A 16,316-nucleotide genomic window follows, 5' to 3' on the forward strand; every position below is an offset into this window, starting at 1 on the left:
TTCTAGCATATACAATGATACTATTATCCATTGTTTCTACCATATTTATAGATCCACACCAGTCCATAGATACATCCGATGACTGTGGCAATCATACCACCAATGGATACATCCCAAAGAAAGGCTAATGCTACACCGATAGTAGTAGCTACGGTAGATACTATCATACTAATGAATAGCAAGGCTTTCACAGAACGAGCTAGCATAAATGCAGTTGCTGGTGGACCAATCATACAACCCGTTACCAAGATAGCCCCTACAGTTTGAAAGGAAGCTACTGTCGTCAAGGACGTCAGGGTCATAAGTCCATAGGACACTGCCATGGGCATCGCTTGATATACCTTAGCACACACAGGATCAAAGGTGGTAAGGATTAATTCTTTCTTAAACAGCGCAATGCATACTGCATTGATAAGACACACTAAAATGGCAATCCATAATAACATAGGTCCTAGGTCATAAGCATCTACGATAAATCGTTGGAATGTGGCAAAGGCTAAATCACCTAAAATCGCCGTATCCACATCGAGATGTATGTGTTTACCAAATAAGGTAACTAACACAATAGCAAGGGCAAATAAGAAGGGAAACACGATACCGATGGCTGCATCTGGCCGAATATAACGACGTCGTTGCATCCACTCTACGGCATACACCGTCCCTACCCCCATCGCGGTGGCACCAATAATGAGCCAAGGAGAGTTCAAATCTTTTGTCACCAAAAAAGCAAGTACAATACCTAAAAAGACAGTATGTGTAATGGCATCCACCATCATAGATAATCGGCGCAATACTAAGAATGTACCGATGAGGCTACAACTAATGCCCGTCACTGTGGCAATAGCCCAGATTTCTAAGATATGACTCATCCTACACACCTCCTTACGAGGCGTTTACCATTAGCCAACGTTAAACTCAACAAGATCATGCCTGTCATGACAATGATGATAATGGGTCCTGTAGGAAGATTGCCCCATAGAGCACTCACAAAAGTGCCCATAAAGGCGACTACACTACCACTGATAGCTGCAATAATCACTAGGGTACGTAAGGAATGGGTCCATTGACGACCAATCATGGCTGGACCAATCAGCAAGGAGCTAATTAAAATAACGCCCACCGTCCGTATGCCTATCACAATAGTCACTACGAGCGCCGCTCGATAAAAAAATCGTACCTTTGACACAGGGATACCCATCAACTGGGCTTCAATAGGGTCAAATACGGTAAGACTCAATTCTTTCCAAAGTACAATAACCCCACCTACAATGCAGGTTCCACAAATGGCCATCACCCAAATGTCACTTTGCATCATGGTTACAGCTTGTCCAAAGATAAACGTGTTCAGTCCCGCTTGTCCTGCATTCTCCATGGATTGCACCCGAGTTAATAAAACCGTACCGAATCCAAAGAAGGCCGCTAAAATCGTAGCTAAGGCTGCATCAAAACGAACTCCTTTTTGGGATGTTTTATACATAATCCATTCTGACAAGCAGGCCGTGCAAATCGCACCTAGTAATAGCACTGTGGTGTCTTTCACGCCTGTTAGAAGAAATCCTGCCACTACCCCAGGTAGTGTGGAATGGGCTACGCCATCACCTAGTAAGCTTTCTTGACGCAATACTGCAAAGGTTCCTATAACGCCACATACCAAGCCTAACATCACCGTCCCCAGTGCTACGATTTGAAATGTATATTGTTGTAATAATTCCATGGTACCTCCTAGTATGAATATGTCTCATCTAGGATAGGGGATCCCACTATGTCTCGAACTGGTCCCATGCCCACCAATCTGCGATTGATGCAGAGAACTTGATCAAAATACGCTTCTAATGTTTGCAAATTATGATGCACAATCAGCAATGTTTTCCCCGCTGCTTGCATGTCTTTCATAATCTTCACGAGTACCGCCTCTGTCGTCTTATCGATACCTTTGAACGGCTCATCAAGTATATACACATCTTGATTTTCTACTAAGGCACGAGCTAGGAATACACGCTGTTGTTGTCCTCCTGACAATTGTGCTATAGACCTCTGTGCGTAGTCTAACATACCTACCGTTTGCAAGGCTTTTCTTGCTTCTTCTTTTTCTCGTTTCCCTGGGCGTGCAAACCATCCTAGTCTACGATAAGTGCCCATCAACACTACTTCAAAGACGGTGATTGGGTAATCCCAATCTACCGTCGATGTTTGTGGCACATAGGCAATATGGTTATAGATACTATTGTTCTTTGCCCCTCCATAAGCGGAGACAGACTTCGTATCTACTGTTAATTCAATCGTTCCTTCTACTAATGGCACAAGCCCTAAGATGGCTTTCACCAAGGTTGATTTGCCGGCGCCATTGGGTCCAACTATGGCCGTCATCGTTCCTCGTTCAATCTGAAAGGATACATCTTTCAGTACCACCGTATCATCATAGGCCACTGAAAGATGATCCACTTTCAAAATACACTTGCTGTCACTCATCATTTAAGAGCGCCTACAATGGTATCGATGTTGGCTTTGACCATGCCAATGTAAGTGCCTCCTTCTGTGTTAGGAGAACCTAAGGAATCGGAGTATAATTCACCGCCGATAGCCACATCCCAACCTTTAGCTTTACATGCTTCTTGTACAGCTTCGATTGTTTTATGAGGAACAGAAGATTCTACGAAGATAGCTTTGATTTTGTGATCTACAATAAATTGTACTAAGTCGTTCATATCTTTTGTGCCCGCTTCTGTAGCTGTGCTCACACCTTGCAAACCTTTTACTTCAAAGCCATAAGCACGAGCAAAGTAATGGAATGCATCATGCGCTGTAACTAATACACGAGATTGTTCAGGAATTTCTTTCGTTCTATCTTTAATATATTGATCTGCTGCATCTAATTCTTTCATATATGCTTCGTAATTAGCCACATAATCTTTTTCATGTTTAGGGTCTTTCGCTACCAATGTGTCTTTTACCACTTTTGCAGCTAATTTCCAGTTTTGTACATCGAACCAAATATGAGGATCTTTTGCATCTGGACCTTCTTCTTCAAAGGCTAACAATGTGGATGGATCCATATCTTTAGACACTTCCACTACTGTTTTGTTGGATTTTTTTAATTCTTGGAATACTTGGCCCATTTTACCTTCTAAATGGATACCATTCAAGAAGATTATATCGCCTTTTTGTAAAGTAGATACATCACCTGCACTAGCTTGGTATAAATGTGGGTCTACCCCAGCCCCCATCAATCCTTGTACTGTTACATGGTCACCACCAATTTTTTGTACTAAATCTGTAATCATTGTTGTAGTAGTTACCACTTGTAATGGCTTACTATCTTGTACCGTATCCGCTTGCTTTCCACAGCCTGCAATAGCCATAATACAAACGGCAAACACAATGAACAACCGCCATAATTTAAATTCTTTCATGGTCTTTCCTCCCTTACTAAACATGTGGGATGTCCTGTACTATCCCTAAATTAAAAATTCCATGAGTCTTACTTATGTATACTATATCACAACTGATAGTATTTCTCAATATAGATTTTTAATTATGTCTTTCAAAGAATGAAAGAATTAGCTATTACCTTTATTATCGTTTATATTTATGATAATGGGTATTGTTTATTTGGATGTAAATATATTATTTTCAACTTTTTTATCGCACCTAAATTCCTATCATATAGATGACAAGCTTCTATAGGTGTGATATACTATGGATATAAACGTTGATTAAGTCCATCGGGACAACGAACCCCCACAGTTCCAGCTGTGGGGGTTCTGCTTTTTATAGAGAGCGACCTCTATATGAGGCTAGTTACCTTTAAATCTCTTGTCTAGCCATTTGCAAAGATAATAACTAATTACCCCTGCCACAACAGAGACTGTTACGTTGATTAACAAATCCATCGGTGCACCCCCTTCCTGTCACCAGTATTGGGGAGGTAACATCTATAGTATAACAAAATTTTACGTATTGCAAAATATTAACTAATCAATTTTACAACATAAATAAGATATCCAGATCTTTATAAAACAGTAAACACCGTCACTTCTCTAGCACAGTTCAACCGCACCGGGAACCAATGTCCTGACCCTCGGCTTACATAGGCAAACAATCCTTGTTCTTCGTAGAGTCCTTTCCAATACGGCTTATACACCGGCACTAGGTTCACGCCCCATAGATTAATCTGTCCTCCATGGGTATGTCCAGATAAGGTTAATGGAATATGTCTACGGAATGCTTCAGGAATATAGTTCGGATGGTGCGCCAACAAGATAGGATAGGCATTGTCGGGCATGCCTTTCATAGCTTTGTCCAACAATCGTACATTTTCCTCTTGCACATCGTCTTTAAAGTGGTAATCCATGCCCACTAAATACACAGGACGAGGTCCATCGAATATCTGTTGATGGCTATTGCGATACATGTGCATCTTCGTTTGGTGTAACCGCTTCCACACACGCTCTACATCGACGCGGTATTCGTGATTCCCTAAAATATAATCAATGCCATCAGGAAAATCTTGTACACGGCTATCTAGATAATCTGCCACTTCATCAAGATACCCCAAATCATCGATTAAATCTCCAGTGATAACCAGTCGATTCGGGTGTTCACTAGCAATGGCATCCACCATTTCTTTCAACTTATCCATGCCGATGAAAGGACCTATATGAATATCGCTAAGTTGTCCAATTTTATATCCTTTCAACACCTCTGGTCTATCTTTCAAAGCCAATTGTATCTTTCGTAGTTGTAGTTCACCATTCCCTTGAAAGGCCGCTACTGATCCTGTAACACCTACTACAGCAGGTACCACCACTGCCGTGCATTTGAAGAAATTCCGCCGTGATTCGTCGATAGGACTATCCCCGCTGTCAGAGCGAGCCCCTAAACGCATAAGTCCATAGAATACACCGAAGATAGTCAATACTGCAAAGGTGCCGAACAGTGCTACGACCAATCCATTCAGTTCGATTAGAACCGGGCGCACTAGATCCAGCACCATGCCACCATGGATGCTGTACATAAGGCGTTGTAGGATAATCGTTCCTATGGCAAGGGCTAACCCCAGTACACCACCATAGATTAGGCTCTTTCGTTTCGAACCGTTTCTAAATAAAGCTACCCAGTATCCTGTCATAGCTCCAAAAAGAGTCATTCCAAGCACCAATATTCCTATTAATATATATATTCTCATCTATATCACTCCTCGGTATAGATTAACAAAGATCAATGAATTTACCATGAGGTCCTGCCCAAGGTAAGACGTGAAAGGCCTCTTTACGACAGAGAATCCAATCCTCCTTCAGAGGAATAATCTGACCTTCTGCTACAGCTTGTTGCACCGCTTCATCACCTTCCAACACGATTGGATTCGGCGTATCGATTGCCACCTCTGTCGCTCCCCCTCGATAGCCTTTCATCGTCCATTTGCGATGGCTAAAAATATGGGTTACTTCCTTTGCTATAGGTCGTTCCATAGTGACGGTAACCCCAATAGATTGTAACCCCTCAATTAATTCTACTTTGCGACTCTCTGCTGTGCCCCCTTCTACACTGGGAAACTCCCACATATTTTGCAGCAATCCTTCTTTGGGTCTTCGATGCAATAGGTAGTACCCATCTACTGTAGAAATAATCCCTACGTATAATTGGACAGATTGTACCTTTGTTTTCTTAATCCGTATAGGTAACTGTTGCTCCGTGCCTTCTGCTTTCGCTTTACAATCTTGTGCTAACGGACAGGCCTCACAACGAGGTGTTTTAGGAATGCAAATAGATGCCCCAAAGTCCATAAGGGCTTCGTTGAAGTCGCCTGGTCGATCGTAGGGCATAGTATCCTCTACCAAGGAAGTAATCACTTTTTTCCCTATGACCCCTAAAATATCTTCATGGATATTGTATAGGCGAGCATAGACACGAAGTACATTCCCATCGACAGCAGGTTCACGAAGGTTATAGGCAATGGAGAGCACTGCCCCTGCTGTATAGGAACCTACACCTTTTAAAGATTCCATTTCTTTTCGTGTTCGTGGTACCTGTCCACCATAGGTTTCCACCACTTCTTTCACACCTTGATGCAAATTACGAGCCCTAGAATAATACCCCAAACCTTGCCATGCCCGAACCACCGTATCTTCTTCGGCACTAGCTAAACTTTCAAGTGTTGGAAATTGTATTACCCAGTTTTCAAAATAGGGGCGCATAGCCTCAATCCGTGTTTGTTGAGACATCACTTCCGACACCCAAATACGATAGGGGTCTTTACTTTCACGCCAAGGCAAATCACGCTTATACACATCATACCAATCTAATAAATGTCTCGTCCATGCCACTTGGCTTTGCTGTTCTACTTGTTTCACTTCATGCCCTCATATATCCAAGCCGTCACACGGCCTATATCGTCGCTTTCTAGCACCTCTTCCACAGTTACAAATTGCATGGATTCTATCGTACTATTATCTTCTTTGAAAGTAATGATACCTTTCAACTTCTCGCCACGCCAAATCCGTGGAATCCACTCTTCATCACCAGCCCACATATGGTCAAAGGGAGTGTTCTCCAACCTGAACCAATGAGGCTCCATCTCTTCCGATTCCAAAGGAATGCCTTGAAATTGTTCTACCATATATACATAACTAATATGGCTCAACTCCGGTGAGTAAGGGAACTGAAAGTCCAACAGCGCCACTGATTGTAGGTCCTCTTCTTTCACCAGTAAGGATACTTCTTCGAAGACTTCTCGTACGGCACAAGCACGGAAACTTTCACCATCCTCAATTTTACCGCCAAATCCATTATAATAGCCGGCTCCAAAGCCGCGTTTTTTACGTCCTAATAAAAATAAATTTTCCCGTTTTGGAAAACATAATGTTGTAGGCCTCATAGTTCCTCCTATTCTTTTTTTATTATATCATGTTTCACACTTTCATAAACCTCGCCCCCTATGATACTATAGTAATAGTGAGGTGAACTATGAAAGAACCATTAATTTTTGATATTGCTCTGGGACAAACGAAGCCCAACAGCATGCACAATCGCGACGGGCACTGCCCATTTTGCGAACCCTCGCAATTAACCGATATACTAGATACATCTGGGTCCATCATTTGGCTCATGAATAAATACCCTGTATTAGAACACACATGGCCTACAGTTATTATCGAAACTCCGCCCCATGTGCATACAGAATATTCTAAATTGCCCTTGTTAGATGCGGTCCATATTTTAGAGTTTGGGCGAATGAAATGGGAAGAGGTAAAATCCGACCCTCGTTTTACCTCCGTCTTATTCTTTAAAAATTACGGCCCCATGTCTGGAGGCTCTATTTATCACCCTCACAGCCAAATCATTGGCCTAGAGGACTATGATTACCGTGAAGATATTCACAGAGAACATTTTGAAGGATGGATCATCTATGAAGAGGATGGTCTTCGTATAACCTTATCCAATCATCCTATCCATGGATTCTTTGAATTTAATATGCGGTTTGATCCCCAATTTGATACATCCATATTAGCCAAGTATTTACAACGTACCTTACGCTATGTATTAGAAGGATTTTCTAAATATGTAAAATCTTATAATCTATTTTTCTACGATATAAATGACGGTTATCACTATCTAAAAATTGTGCCACGCTATATAACATCACCACTTTTCATCGGTTATGGAATTCCACAAGTGTGTCATGAAACACGCGCCTTAGAGGTCATCCGTCATATACAGTCATATTTACACAATTCTTTGGAGGTTTAATGAAAGTTTTTGCCATTGGCGATTTACACCTATCTGGGCAACCACCAACAAAACCTATGACCATCTTCGGTCCACACTGGGATAACCACTGGGAACGTATCCAAGCACACTGGCGAGAACATATAGAGCCTGATGATCTAGTCTTTCTAGTAGGTGATATGTCTTGGGCTATGCGCCTTAGTGATGCAAAGTTAGATCTAGATACCATTGCAACCCTGCCTGGGAAAAAGTTTATGATTCGTGGCAATCACGATTATTGGTGGACAAGCCTGCAAAAAATGAATACTCTTATGGAAGGACGTATCACATTCTTACAAGGTAGAGGTTTGTACCATAATGGCATCGCCTTCGGTGGCACGAAAGGCTATATCTATCCACAAGACCCTTTCTTTAAAGAAGCTGATGACCGCCACATCTATGAGCGGGAATTAATCCGTACTAAAGCAGCTCTAGACGCTATGGAAACTGCTATTACTGAAAGTGGTGATGACCCATCTCAGATAACACGCATACTGTTACTGCACTATCCACCCACCTTAGAAAATCATGCCAATGGATTTACGGACCTACTAGAACAGTACCAAGTAGATCACTGCGTGTTTGGTCATTTACATGACAAAGCATCATTTCAAAAAGTACCTTCTCATTGGGGGCATACACAATTACACTTAGTCTCAGCAGATGCTGCTAATTTTATGATGAAGGAGATACCATGAGCCGTATCCACAAAGAACACTTACAAGCAGGGTACATCTTTGGTGACCCTCATAACTCAGAATACCTATACCTACCCGCCGGAGAAGTTGGCTCCAGCGACCCTCGATGCATATTCGAACAAGGGCCTACAAAAGAAGACCTAACCCTAGACGAAGCATGCCGTATCATCGATCGATATACATTAAAACCGTGTAAGCACCCAAAACTAGGCAAACGGTCATTTTAAGGCACCATCTACCTATATTGGTTGCACTATATTTTGACAAATTCATTCATGTATATACTATGGCAATATTATATGTCATTCATAATAGAGTACCACCTATAATAAAATAAGTATCCTTACGCGACAAACTATGTTATACTAAACATAACAAAAGAAGAGCCATCAACGTGTCTTAGGCGTTAGGCTCATCTCAAATACTAGAAATTTGATTTGCCTAACGTGTTAAGTACTTGCAACACTTATGTTGACGTTAGGCTTTTCACTTACATATTTAAGTAAGTTAAAAATGCTATAACCAACATTCCAAATTGTATTAGTAAACTAAAAAACTCGAATGGTGTCATAGTATTCCCTCCTCCCAATGATTAGGAAGAGATGAGCCCAACTCACGTTGATAGATCTTCTATATTTATAGTATAGCATATTTTTACATTTCGTTGATATAGATTAAAATAATTATCAATTCCCTAAGGAACGCAGTTGCGTGTAGAATACCAGTGGCGTTCCTTTTTGATCTAAATAAAGTAATACTAGAAGAGCACGACATGTTCCGGAGCAAACCTAACGTAGTATCAGTTTGTGGAGGAATATGTCGTGCTCTTCCCTTTGCTAAGTAAAAGAAACGCCACTGGTTTCATAACGAAGCCAGTGACGTCTTAAAAAGGGGGGTATTTATGTTGTTTGTGTTATTTGTATTTATATAGTAAGGGAGTTTTAAGGAGAATAATACTAAGATTAGTATTTGCTAGTTTTTGCTTTTACATTGATAACTTCGCCAGTCATTGCATCTACTTTGACTTCAGCTTCTTTACCACTGCCATCGATCATATCTAATTCATATACTAGACGACCATGTTCTTTTTCTACAGACCAATCCATGGCTTCAAAGGCACCGCCCACTTTTTCTTGAGCTTTTGTTTCTGCTACTTCTGGCATGATAATATCATTCACATCAAAGGCTTTAGACATACTATGGCTACCTTTCATAGCTTGCCCATACATCATGGAACCTTGTTGTTTCATATGTTTACCTTGTTTCATTGGTTTTACTTCTGTGTTTAAAATATCTCCATTTTCACGGATATGCATTTCAATTTTTAGACCGTCCACAATGCCATCTACTTCATAGGTTGGATTATGTTTTCCATCATAAGAAATACCTACAATTTGTGCATCTGGATATAAGGATTTGAAAGTTGTTACAACCCCTTTATAATCTACATCACTCAATGGTAATACGCTAGGTACCACACTACCTACACCATTCCAAGAATTAATTTTTGCCATTTGATCCGCAGGAACACCTTGTACTTTTGCAGCATTCGCTACACCACTTGCCATCATAAGTCCTGCACCTAGAGCCATTACAGCAGCTCCTAAACGAAACATTTTTTTCATAATTTCCTCCTTCACGTGCCCTATGCATCGTGTCTTGTTTTTCTATTAAGGAATATTCGTTATTTCTAACTTGTTTATATCTTACCTTTTATATATGAAAAAAGCATGAAAAAAATATGAGCCAACTATGAAGTTATGATGAATATTAGATGAAGTTTTAATCCCTGCTACATACATATATTTCCTCATTTATATACAAATATTAATACATCATAGTGAAAGCTATTTCAAACTATATAAACTCAACAAATACAAAAAGAGACAACACCGAAATGTTGTCTCTTTATCTGTTTTAGTATGCTAGATAGTAATTAGTGCTTAACCATTGTTAAGATACCTTCCAATTGTGGGAAGAATTCTTGACCGAAGTAAGCAAAAATACCAGAAATAACTAAGTATAACAAGAAGTATTTAGCTACATGAACCATGATGGAACTTGCATCGATGGAATGACGTAATTGGTCAGCTTTTTGTGCATCGATTTTGTGTTCTTCGATGAATGTGTTAAGAGCAGGACCTACGGCACCGATGGCAATCGCAATACTTTGTGGGGAGAACATTTTACCAACACCAGCGGAACCAGAGTTAGTTGCTGCCAACCACAATGCTAATGTATCATGACCAGGTGTCAATTGATGAGCCGCTGCTGTTTGCAATGGTCCGAACAATACGTTCGCATTTGTACCAGAACCTGTCAAGAAGGCACCCAATGCACCAATTACAGGAGCAAATGCAGGGTACATACTACCGGTAGCAGCTACTAATGCATTCGCAATCATGCCAGTCATACCAGAGTATGTCATCAATTTTGCAGTTACTACTACAGAAATGATTGTTACATACGTTAATTTCAAAGTTTTGAAAGTATTAGTTAATACTTGTTTTTGAGTTCCAAGACCTGCTTTTTGGATAAAACCACCAATTAAAGCGGAAATGAAAATCATGATACCAGGAGTCGCAATCCAAACGAATGTGTAAGGTTTTGCATTTACACCAGCATGGATAGGTACAGATGTTTTAAATACCATCAAAGCATTATATACAGCTGGCACCAATTTAGATGTACCAATTAACAAGATGAAAATCAAAATGAATGGAGATGCTGCAATTAAACCTTCTTTAGCAGATACTGTACGTGCAGCGCCAGTTTCAACTTTGTATTCTGGATCATTAACAGGCATTAATTTTGCGATAGCAATGATGACACCCATGATTACAATAGAAGAACCCATAACGGCTAACTCAGGACCACCTGCATACATGCTAATCAATAATTCAGGAATCGCCAATGCTAAACCAGCTAATAAAGTTTGTACAAATACACCTTTAATTGCTTTCACACCGCCCGCAATGATGCCTACGATGAAGAATGGAGTAATTACGTTTAAGAAGAATAATTGCACTGCAATGAATGTACCCAATTCAGCTGGTTGTAGACCAGTCAAAGATGCCAATGTTGTTGTTGGAATCGCTATAGAGCCAAATGTAGTTGGTACGGAGTTTGCTACTAAACAAGCCAAGATGGATTTCAATGGATCAAATCCTACTGCTACCATCATCGCTGCTGGAATCGCAACGGCTGTACCAAAACCTGCCATACCTTCCATGAAAGCACCAAAGCCCCATGCTAACAATACGGCTAAGATACGCATATCACTAGTTACGGAAGATAACATAACTTTAATAGTTTCCATAGCTTTTGTATGAACTACTAATTGATATGTAAAAATTGCTGCTGTAATAACCAAAAGAATTGGCCAAACTGCAAGAGCTACACCTTCCATAGCTCCTGTGTACATAATATATGCATTTTCTCCATAGTAGAATACAGCTAAAATATATGTACCAATTGCTGCTGCCAAACATGCTTTCCATGCAGGCATTTTTAATACTGCCAATGCTACGATAAGCCATAGGATCGGCAAGACTGCTAAAAATATATCCATATTAACAATCCCTTTCTATAGTGTGAATCACTGTAATTCAATTCTAGCATACGCCACAGTGTGGTATAAACAAAAAGAGAGGAAATCCACAGATTCCCTCTCTCATATGTTCAAAGATGTTGACTGTTACCAGTCTCTAAGAAGTATTCCTTAGGGATACAAAACTACTGATTCTGCATCGATAAAGATTTGTAATTGTCAGCTATTGAACTGCAAATTAGTAGTTGGAAGCAACTGCTTTAGGTGGTTCATAGTCGCCGAAGTATTTTTTAGGATCCAATTTCAACAAGTTACATACGTCGAACAATTCTGCCACAGTTTTGTCGATAACTGGCACACCTTCTTTACGGCAAACTTCGATAGCTTCTGCTTCTTTTTCACCATGAGTGTAGATGCGTTCAGCACCTTCAGCTTTAGGAGCTTCACGAAGTTCTTGTAAGAATGTGGAGAAGTGTTTTTTAACATCTTCTGGGTTACCGAAGATAGCTGGGTTAATAGCCATGAAACCATGACAAATATTGGAACGGCCACCAGTCATACATTTATTGGATGTACCACCTTGAGAGAAGATAGATGCGAAGATTTCGCAAAGCATACCGTAACCATAACCTTTATGGGAACCTAATTGTTCAGTATTGCCACCTAAAGGCATGATACCGCCACCAACGTGGTCGGAGATGTTGCCCAATACTTCGCCAGCATCTTGAGATGCTTTACCGTCTTTATTTAATGCCCAACCGTTAGGTAATTCTTTACCCAATTTGTTGTACATTTCTAATTTACCACGAGTTACTACTGTAGTAGATGCGTCGAAGAAGAAGTTGTATGGTTCAGCTGGCATTGTGAAAGCGATTGGGTTGGAACCAAGCATTGCTTTACGAGCAAATGTAGGAACCATGATTGCTTCGGAGTTAGTGCAAGAGAAACCAATTAAGCCTTCTTTTAAAGCAAGATCAGCATAGTAACCAGCGATACCATAGTGGTTAGAGTTACGAGCAGATACGATACCGATACCGGATTCTTTAGCTTTTTTAATTGCTAATTCCATAGCGAAATGACCAACTAATTGACCCATTGCGTCATGGCCTTCGATAACTGCAGATACTGGAGTTTCGAATACTACTTCTGGTTTTGCTTTAATATCGATAAGACCTTTTTCAATACCTTTATGATAACGAACTACACGTTGCATACCATGGGATTGAATACCGTACATGTCGGACATCATCAATACGTCTTTAATGATGCTAGCTTCTTCAGGGCTGAAGCCAAATCCTTCAAATGCGTCTTGACAGAATGCGTTAAGTTTTTCTTCTTGGATGTAAACAAAATTTCCCATCTTTAAAACCTCTTTCCCTAACCATAAAATAAATTGTGACATCTTGTAGTACTCCTCAACAGATTGTCACTACTCTTGATACGTAAATTATAGCACACATGTACACCACATGGAATAGAAATCCCCTTGTTATAGGCGTTTTACTCTTATCATATATGCATAGTTAAGAGACAATTTAATTAATTCCTTTAAAAAATAACCTAAAAACAGCTATTTTATAAGGTTAAAGCAATCATTACTTTTAGTTATGCTTCACTTATGTTCTTCCTCATAAGTTCATATATATTCATATCTATATCGAATTCCATAAAAGAAAATCTAGATTTATCGTTTTTCTCTATCGATATCTATCGATAATAATGACCCATTGTATAGTCTACTATAACGGTTAGTTTTATGTACTCTTTATTTCTTATCCTTTTTATCTTTTTTGTCTTTTTTGTCCTTTTTGTCTTTCTTATTATTATCTGCTACTACACCAGACTCATCACTAATAGCTGCATTCATTTGTTTTGCTATTTCAAAGGCTGCCTCATAGGTTGGCATAGTCACAATATTAGTAGAACCAATAGCCACTGTAGAGCCATCTACACGAGCACCACCAATAGTATTATCGTGATATAATCTAGCTAGTTTACCAGCTACTAAATAAGCTCGCATAGGTGCCGTATAATTACCTTTTGGAGTACCTTCATACACAGGTTTTCCATTGATCATTACGGTTTGTTGTTCTACTTTTACATGATTTCCAGAGTATGCATATAAGCGTTGTAAATTATCCAATACTCGTTGCGATGTTTTGGGATGATCATTAGGATTTAAAATTTTACCAAATCCCTCACGATACGTATCGCCGTATTTATTTTTAATCACTTCCATGGCAAGAGCTGCCCCACCTACATTGAAGGAGGAATCCGACAATATCATGAATCCTAATTCATCAGCATTTTTTTCTTGGGACATCGTAAATACTTGGCTATCTAAATATTTTCCCGTAAGTCCAGCCGCAATTTGGCCTAAATCTCCTGAATTAAAGGTAGCCGCTCCAATAACGGTAGATAAAATACTACTTTTTTTGGCTCCATTTACTAAATCTTTATGCTCACCGTGGCTTAACTCGTGACCAATTACTGCCGCTAAAGCATCATCATCTAGTAAATCCATAGTGCCTTTGTTAATAGACATAACTCGACCAAAGGTCATAAATGCATTGAAATCTTCATCTGGGTTAACGTACACCACATAACTGCGTTTCACATGAGGTGATTTTGAAAGTTCATCCACAATACGCTTCGCCCGCATTTGATAGGCGTAATTATCATAGACGCCTGTACGGTCTTTTGTTTTTTCCAACATTTCTTGTTGCCCTTTTTCTGTATTGTCTAGGTCACTCAAATGTTGATGCACAGAAATGCCTCCTAATACACTTTTACCAAGAGCCTCCCACAATCCATGAGCTTCTACTGTGAGTATTCCTGTAGATGTAATACCCATAGTCAACACTGCTGCACACAGCATACGTTTCCAAGTCTCTTTCATTAGCTCTCCCTCCTACTTCTATATACCAGGGTCATCTTCACGATACGCCAGATCTCTAAACCGTGTATATGCCCCTTCAAACCATAGTTTTACAATCCCTAACTCACCATTACGATGCTTACGGATGATAACTTGTGTTTCTACACCATCACTAGTATCTTCTGTATCTTGATAGTTTTCACGATTCAAGAAAGCAACGATATCCGCATCTTGTTCTAGAGAGCCAGATTCACGCAAATCACTTAACATCGGCGTTTTATCGGCTCGGCTTTCCACACCACGACTTAACTGCGACAAGGCAATCAATGGCACATTAAATTCTCGTGCCATAATTTTTAATTGTCGAGAAATGGCAGATACTTCTTGTTGGCGATTATCCGCTATTTTTTTACCGCCATTTTCCATGAGCTGAATATAGTCCACCACCACAAGGCCTAGTTCACCATGCTCTTGAATTAAACGGCGCAACTTTTTCTTCATTAACTGTGGCGTCAAACCTGAAGTATCATCAATATATAAGGGAGCTTCTGCTAAATCATTCAAAGCACTAATCGCTTTTCCCCAGTCTTCTTGACTCAATTGACCATTCCGGATTCGTCCAGAGTTAATGCCTGCCACGGCTGCTAGCACACGGGCTACAAGCTGTGTCTTAGACATTTCTAGAGAGAAAAAAGCTACATTTTTTTTCGATTTCATAGCTACATTTTGAGCAATGTTCAATGTGAATGCCGTTTTCCCCATAGAAGGACGGGCTGCGACTAATATTAAATCCGATTTTTGCAAGCCACTAGTTAAGTTATCTAAGTCTTTAAATCCCGTAGATACGCCAGTCAGTATCCCCTTATGCCGTTGTAACTCATTGATGCGATCAATCGTTTCATACACCACATCTCGCATAGAACTAAACGATGACTCTCCTTTGGTTGTACCGCTTACATCTAATACCATTTGTTCTGCTCGATTAACGATATCTTCTGTCTCTTCTTCTTCACGATAGGCCATAGATTCCACTGCATTCGCTACATGAATAAGTTTACGCAAATGAGCTTTATCTCTCACAATTTTCGCATGATCTTCTACATTGTATACATCTACAATATCTGTTGTAAGATTTGTAAGGTATAAAATGCCTCCTACAGCCTCTAACTTTTGGGATTTTTTTAATTCTTCAGATAATAAAACATAGTCTGCTCTCTGATTCTTTCCTACAATACTAGCAATCGCTTCATAAATTACTCGATGATTATCACTGTAAAAATCTTCTGCTTTTACAATAGAGCTAACTGCATCAAAGGCATCTTTATTGAGCAAAATAGCTCCTAGTACGGCTCGTTCTGCTTCTATACTATGCGGTGGTATCCGTCCTGACATACATACCCTCCCTATATACAATTACATATTTTAT

General features: G+C 39.9%; 16 protein-coding genes. 3 read left to right on the forward strand and 13 right to left on the reverse strand.

The window, feature by feature from the left end:
• Positions 1 to 23 precede the first annotated feature (23 nt).
• The 7 genes from EO111_RS06210 to EO111_RS06240 form a co-directional block, all read right to left on the reverse strand.
• Complete coding sequence (locus EO111_RS06210) at positions 24 to 869, reverse strand: metal ABC transporter permease (RefSeq protein WP_127011027.1); 846 nt, start codon at positions 867 to 869, stop codon at positions 24 to 26.
• The gene (locus EO111_RS06215; protein WP_127011028.1) at positions 866 to 1,714 is read right to left on the reverse strand and encodes a metal ABC transporter permease; all 849 of its coding nucleotides are present in this window, start codon (positions 1,712 to 1,714) and stop codon (positions 866 to 868) included. Before EO111_RS06215 ends, EO111_RS06210 begins: the two co-directional genes overlap by 4 nt.
• Positions 1,715 to 1,722: 8 nt before the next feature.
• Positions 1,723 to 2,442: a metal ABC transporter ATP-binding protein gene (locus tag EO111_RS06220; RefSeq protein ID WP_371413128.1), complete on the reverse strand. Its 720-nt coding sequence runs from the start codon at positions 2,440 to 2,442 to the stop codon at positions 1,723 to 1,725.
• Positions 2,443 to 2,468: 26 nt separating this feature from the next.
• A complete protein-coding gene (locus EO111_RS06225) occupies positions 2,469 to 3,410 on the reverse strand; it encodes a metal ABC transporter solute-binding protein, Zn/Mn family (RefSeq protein WP_062403587.1) in 942 nt (313 codons plus the stop codon).
• A 599-nt stretch (positions 3,411 to 4,009) separates the two neighbouring features.
• Positions 4,010 to 5,185, reverse strand: coding sequence for a metallophosphoesterase (locus tag EO111_RS06230; protein ID WP_127011030.1), 1,176 nt, complete (start codon positions 5,183 to 5,185; stop codon positions 4,010 to 4,012).
• A 22-nt stretch (positions 5,186 to 5,207) separates the two neighbouring features.
• Complete coding sequence (gene mutY / locus EO111_RS06235) at positions 5,208 to 6,350, reverse strand: A/G-specific adenine glycosylase (protein ID WP_127011031.1); 1,143 nt, start codon at positions 6,348 to 6,350, stop codon at positions 5,208 to 5,210.
• On the reverse strand, positions 6,347 to 6,874 hold the full coding sequence (locus tag EO111_RS06240; RefSeq protein WP_127011032.1) for an 8-oxo-dGTP diphosphatase: 528 nt from the start codon (positions 6,872 to 6,874) through the stop codon (positions 6,347 to 6,349). Before EO111_RS06240 ends, mutY begins: the two co-directional genes overlap by 4 nt.
• A gap of 89 nt (positions 6,875 to 6,963) precedes the next feature.
• Between EO111_RS06240 and EO111_RS06245 the strand changes: the two genes are divergently transcribed.
• The 3 genes from EO111_RS06245 to EO111_RS06255 are packed head-to-tail and all read left to right on the forward strand — an operon-like array spanning position 6,964 to position 8,689.
• Positions 6,964 to 7,746: a DUF4931 domain-containing protein gene (locus tag EO111_RS06245; RefSeq protein ID WP_127011033.1), complete on the forward strand. Its 783-nt coding sequence runs from the start codon at positions 6,964 to 6,966 to the stop codon at positions 7,744 to 7,746.
• A complete protein-coding gene (locus EO111_RS06250; RefSeq protein WP_127011034.1) occupies positions 7,746 to 8,462 on the forward strand; it encodes a metallophosphoesterase in 717 nt (238 codons plus the stop codon). Before EO111_RS06245 ends, EO111_RS06250 begins: the two co-directional genes overlap by 1 nt.
• On the forward strand, positions 8,459 to 8,689 hold the full coding sequence (locus tag EO111_RS06255; RefSeq protein WP_038144502.1) for a hypothetical protein: 231 nt from the start codon (positions 8,459 to 8,461) through the stop codon (positions 8,687 to 8,689). Before EO111_RS06250 ends, EO111_RS06255 begins: the two co-directional genes overlap by 4 nt.
• A gap of 263 nt (positions 8,690 to 8,952) precedes the next feature.
• Here EO111_RS06255 and EO111_RS08475 read toward each other — a convergent pair whose 3' ends face one another.
• The 6 genes from EO111_RS08475 to dnaB form a co-directional block, all read right to left on the reverse strand.
• Positions 8,953 to 9,033: a putative holin-like toxin gene (locus EO111_RS08475; RefSeq protein WP_370447269.1), complete on the reverse strand. Its 81-nt coding sequence runs from the start codon at positions 9,031 to 9,033 to the stop codon at positions 8,953 to 8,955.
• Positions 9,034 to 9,424: 391 nt separating this feature from the next.
• Positions 9,425 to 10,087 carry a PepSY domain-containing protein gene (locus tag EO111_RS06260; RefSeq protein ID WP_126940820.1) on the reverse strand — a complete coding sequence of 221 codons (663 nt, stop codon included), beginning with the start codon at positions 10,085 to 10,087 and terminating at the stop codon, positions 9,425 to 9,427.
• Positions 10,088 to 10,398: 311 nt separating this feature from the next.
• Positions 10,399 to 12,033, reverse strand: coding sequence for an L-lactate permease (locus tag EO111_RS06265; RefSeq protein WP_062403562.1), 1,635 nt, complete (start codon positions 12,031 to 12,033; stop codon positions 10,399 to 10,401).
• Positions 12,034 to 12,250: 217 nt separating this feature from the next.
• The gene (locus EO111_RS06270) at positions 12,251 to 13,372 is read right to left on the reverse strand and encodes an Ldh family oxidoreductase (protein WP_127011035.1); all 1,122 of its coding nucleotides are present in this window, start codon (positions 13,370 to 13,372) and stop codon (positions 12,251 to 12,253) included.
• Between the two features lie 405 nt (positions 13,373 to 13,777).
• The gene (locus EO111_RS06275) at positions 13,778 to 14,911 is read right to left on the reverse strand and encodes a M48 family metalloprotease (RefSeq protein WP_127011036.1); all 1,134 of its coding nucleotides are present in this window, start codon (positions 14,909 to 14,911) and stop codon (positions 13,778 to 13,780) included.
• Between the two features lie 18 nt (positions 14,912 to 14,929).
• Positions 14,930 to 16,282 (reverse strand): replicative DNA helicase, encoded by a 1,353-nt coding sequence (gene dnaB, locus EO111_RS06280; RefSeq protein ID WP_062403557.1) that lies wholly within the window; start codon positions 16,280 to 16,282, stop codon positions 14,930 to 14,932.
• Between the last annotated feature and the right edge of the window lie 34 nt (positions 16,283 to 16,316).

This window comes from Veillonella sp. CHU594 (assembly GCF_003992265.1).
Classification (GTDB): domain Bacteria; phylum Bacillota; class Negativicutes; order Veillonellales; family Veillonellaceae; genus F0422.

What these genes read in the sequence shown, in the direction of transcription:
- EO111_RS06210 (WP_127011027.1), bottom strand. Translation starts at nt 869, where the DNA reads ATGAGTCATATCTTAGAAATCTGGGCTATTGCCACAGTGACGGGCATT.
- EO111_RS06215 (WP_127011028.1), bottom strand. Translation starts at nt 1,714, where the DNA reads ATGGAATTATTACAACAATATACATTTCAAATCGTAGCACTGGGGACG.
- EO111_RS06225 (WP_062403587.1), bottom strand. Translation starts at nt 3,410, where the DNA reads ATGAAAGAATTTAAATTATGGCGGTTGTTCATTGTGTTTGCCGTTTGT.
- EO111_RS06230 (WP_127011030.1), bottom strand. Translation starts at nt 5,185, where the DNA reads ATGAGAATATATATATTAATAGGAATATTGGTGCTTGGAATGACTCTT.
- EO111_RS06240 (WP_127011032.1), bottom strand. Translation starts at nt 6,874, where the DNA reads ATGAGGCCTACAACATTATGTTTTCCAAAACGGGAAAATTTATTTTTA.
- EO111_RS06245 (WP_127011033.1), top strand. Translation starts at nt 6,964, where the DNA reads ATGAAAGAACCATTAATTTTTGATATTGCTCTGGGACAAACGAAGCCC.
- EO111_RS06250 (WP_127011034.1), top strand. Translation starts at nt 7,746, where the DNA reads ATGAAAGTTTTTGCCATTGGCGATTTACACCTATCTGGGCAACCACCA.
- EO111_RS06255 (WP_038144502.1), top strand. Translation starts at nt 8,459, where the DNA reads ATGAGCCGTATCCACAAAGAACACTTACAAGCAGGGTACATCTTTGGT.
- EO111_RS08475 (WP_370447269.1), bottom strand. Translation starts at nt 9,033, where the DNA reads ATGACACCATTCGAGTTTTTTAGTTTACTAATACAATTTGGAATGTTG.
- EO111_RS06260 (WP_126940820.1), bottom strand. Translation starts at nt 10,087, where the DNA reads ATGAAAAAAATGTTTCGTTTAGGAGCTGCTGTAATGGCTCTAGGTGCA.
- EO111_RS06265 (WP_062403562.1), bottom strand. Translation starts at nt 12,033, where the DNA reads ATGGATATATTTTTAGCAGTCTTGCCGATCCTATGGCTTATCGTAGCA.
- EO111_RS06270 (WP_127011035.1), bottom strand. Translation starts at nt 13,372, where the DNA reads ATGGGAAATTTTGTTTACATCCAAGAAGAAAAACTTAACGCATTCTGT.
- EO111_RS06275 (WP_127011036.1), bottom strand. Translation starts at nt 14,911, where the DNA reads ATGAAAGAGACTTGGAAACGTATGCTGTGTGCAGCAGTGTTGACTATG.
- dnaB (WP_062403557.1), bottom strand. Translation starts at nt 16,282, where the DNA reads ATGTCAGGACGGATACCACCGCATAGTATAGAAGCAGAACGAGCCGTA.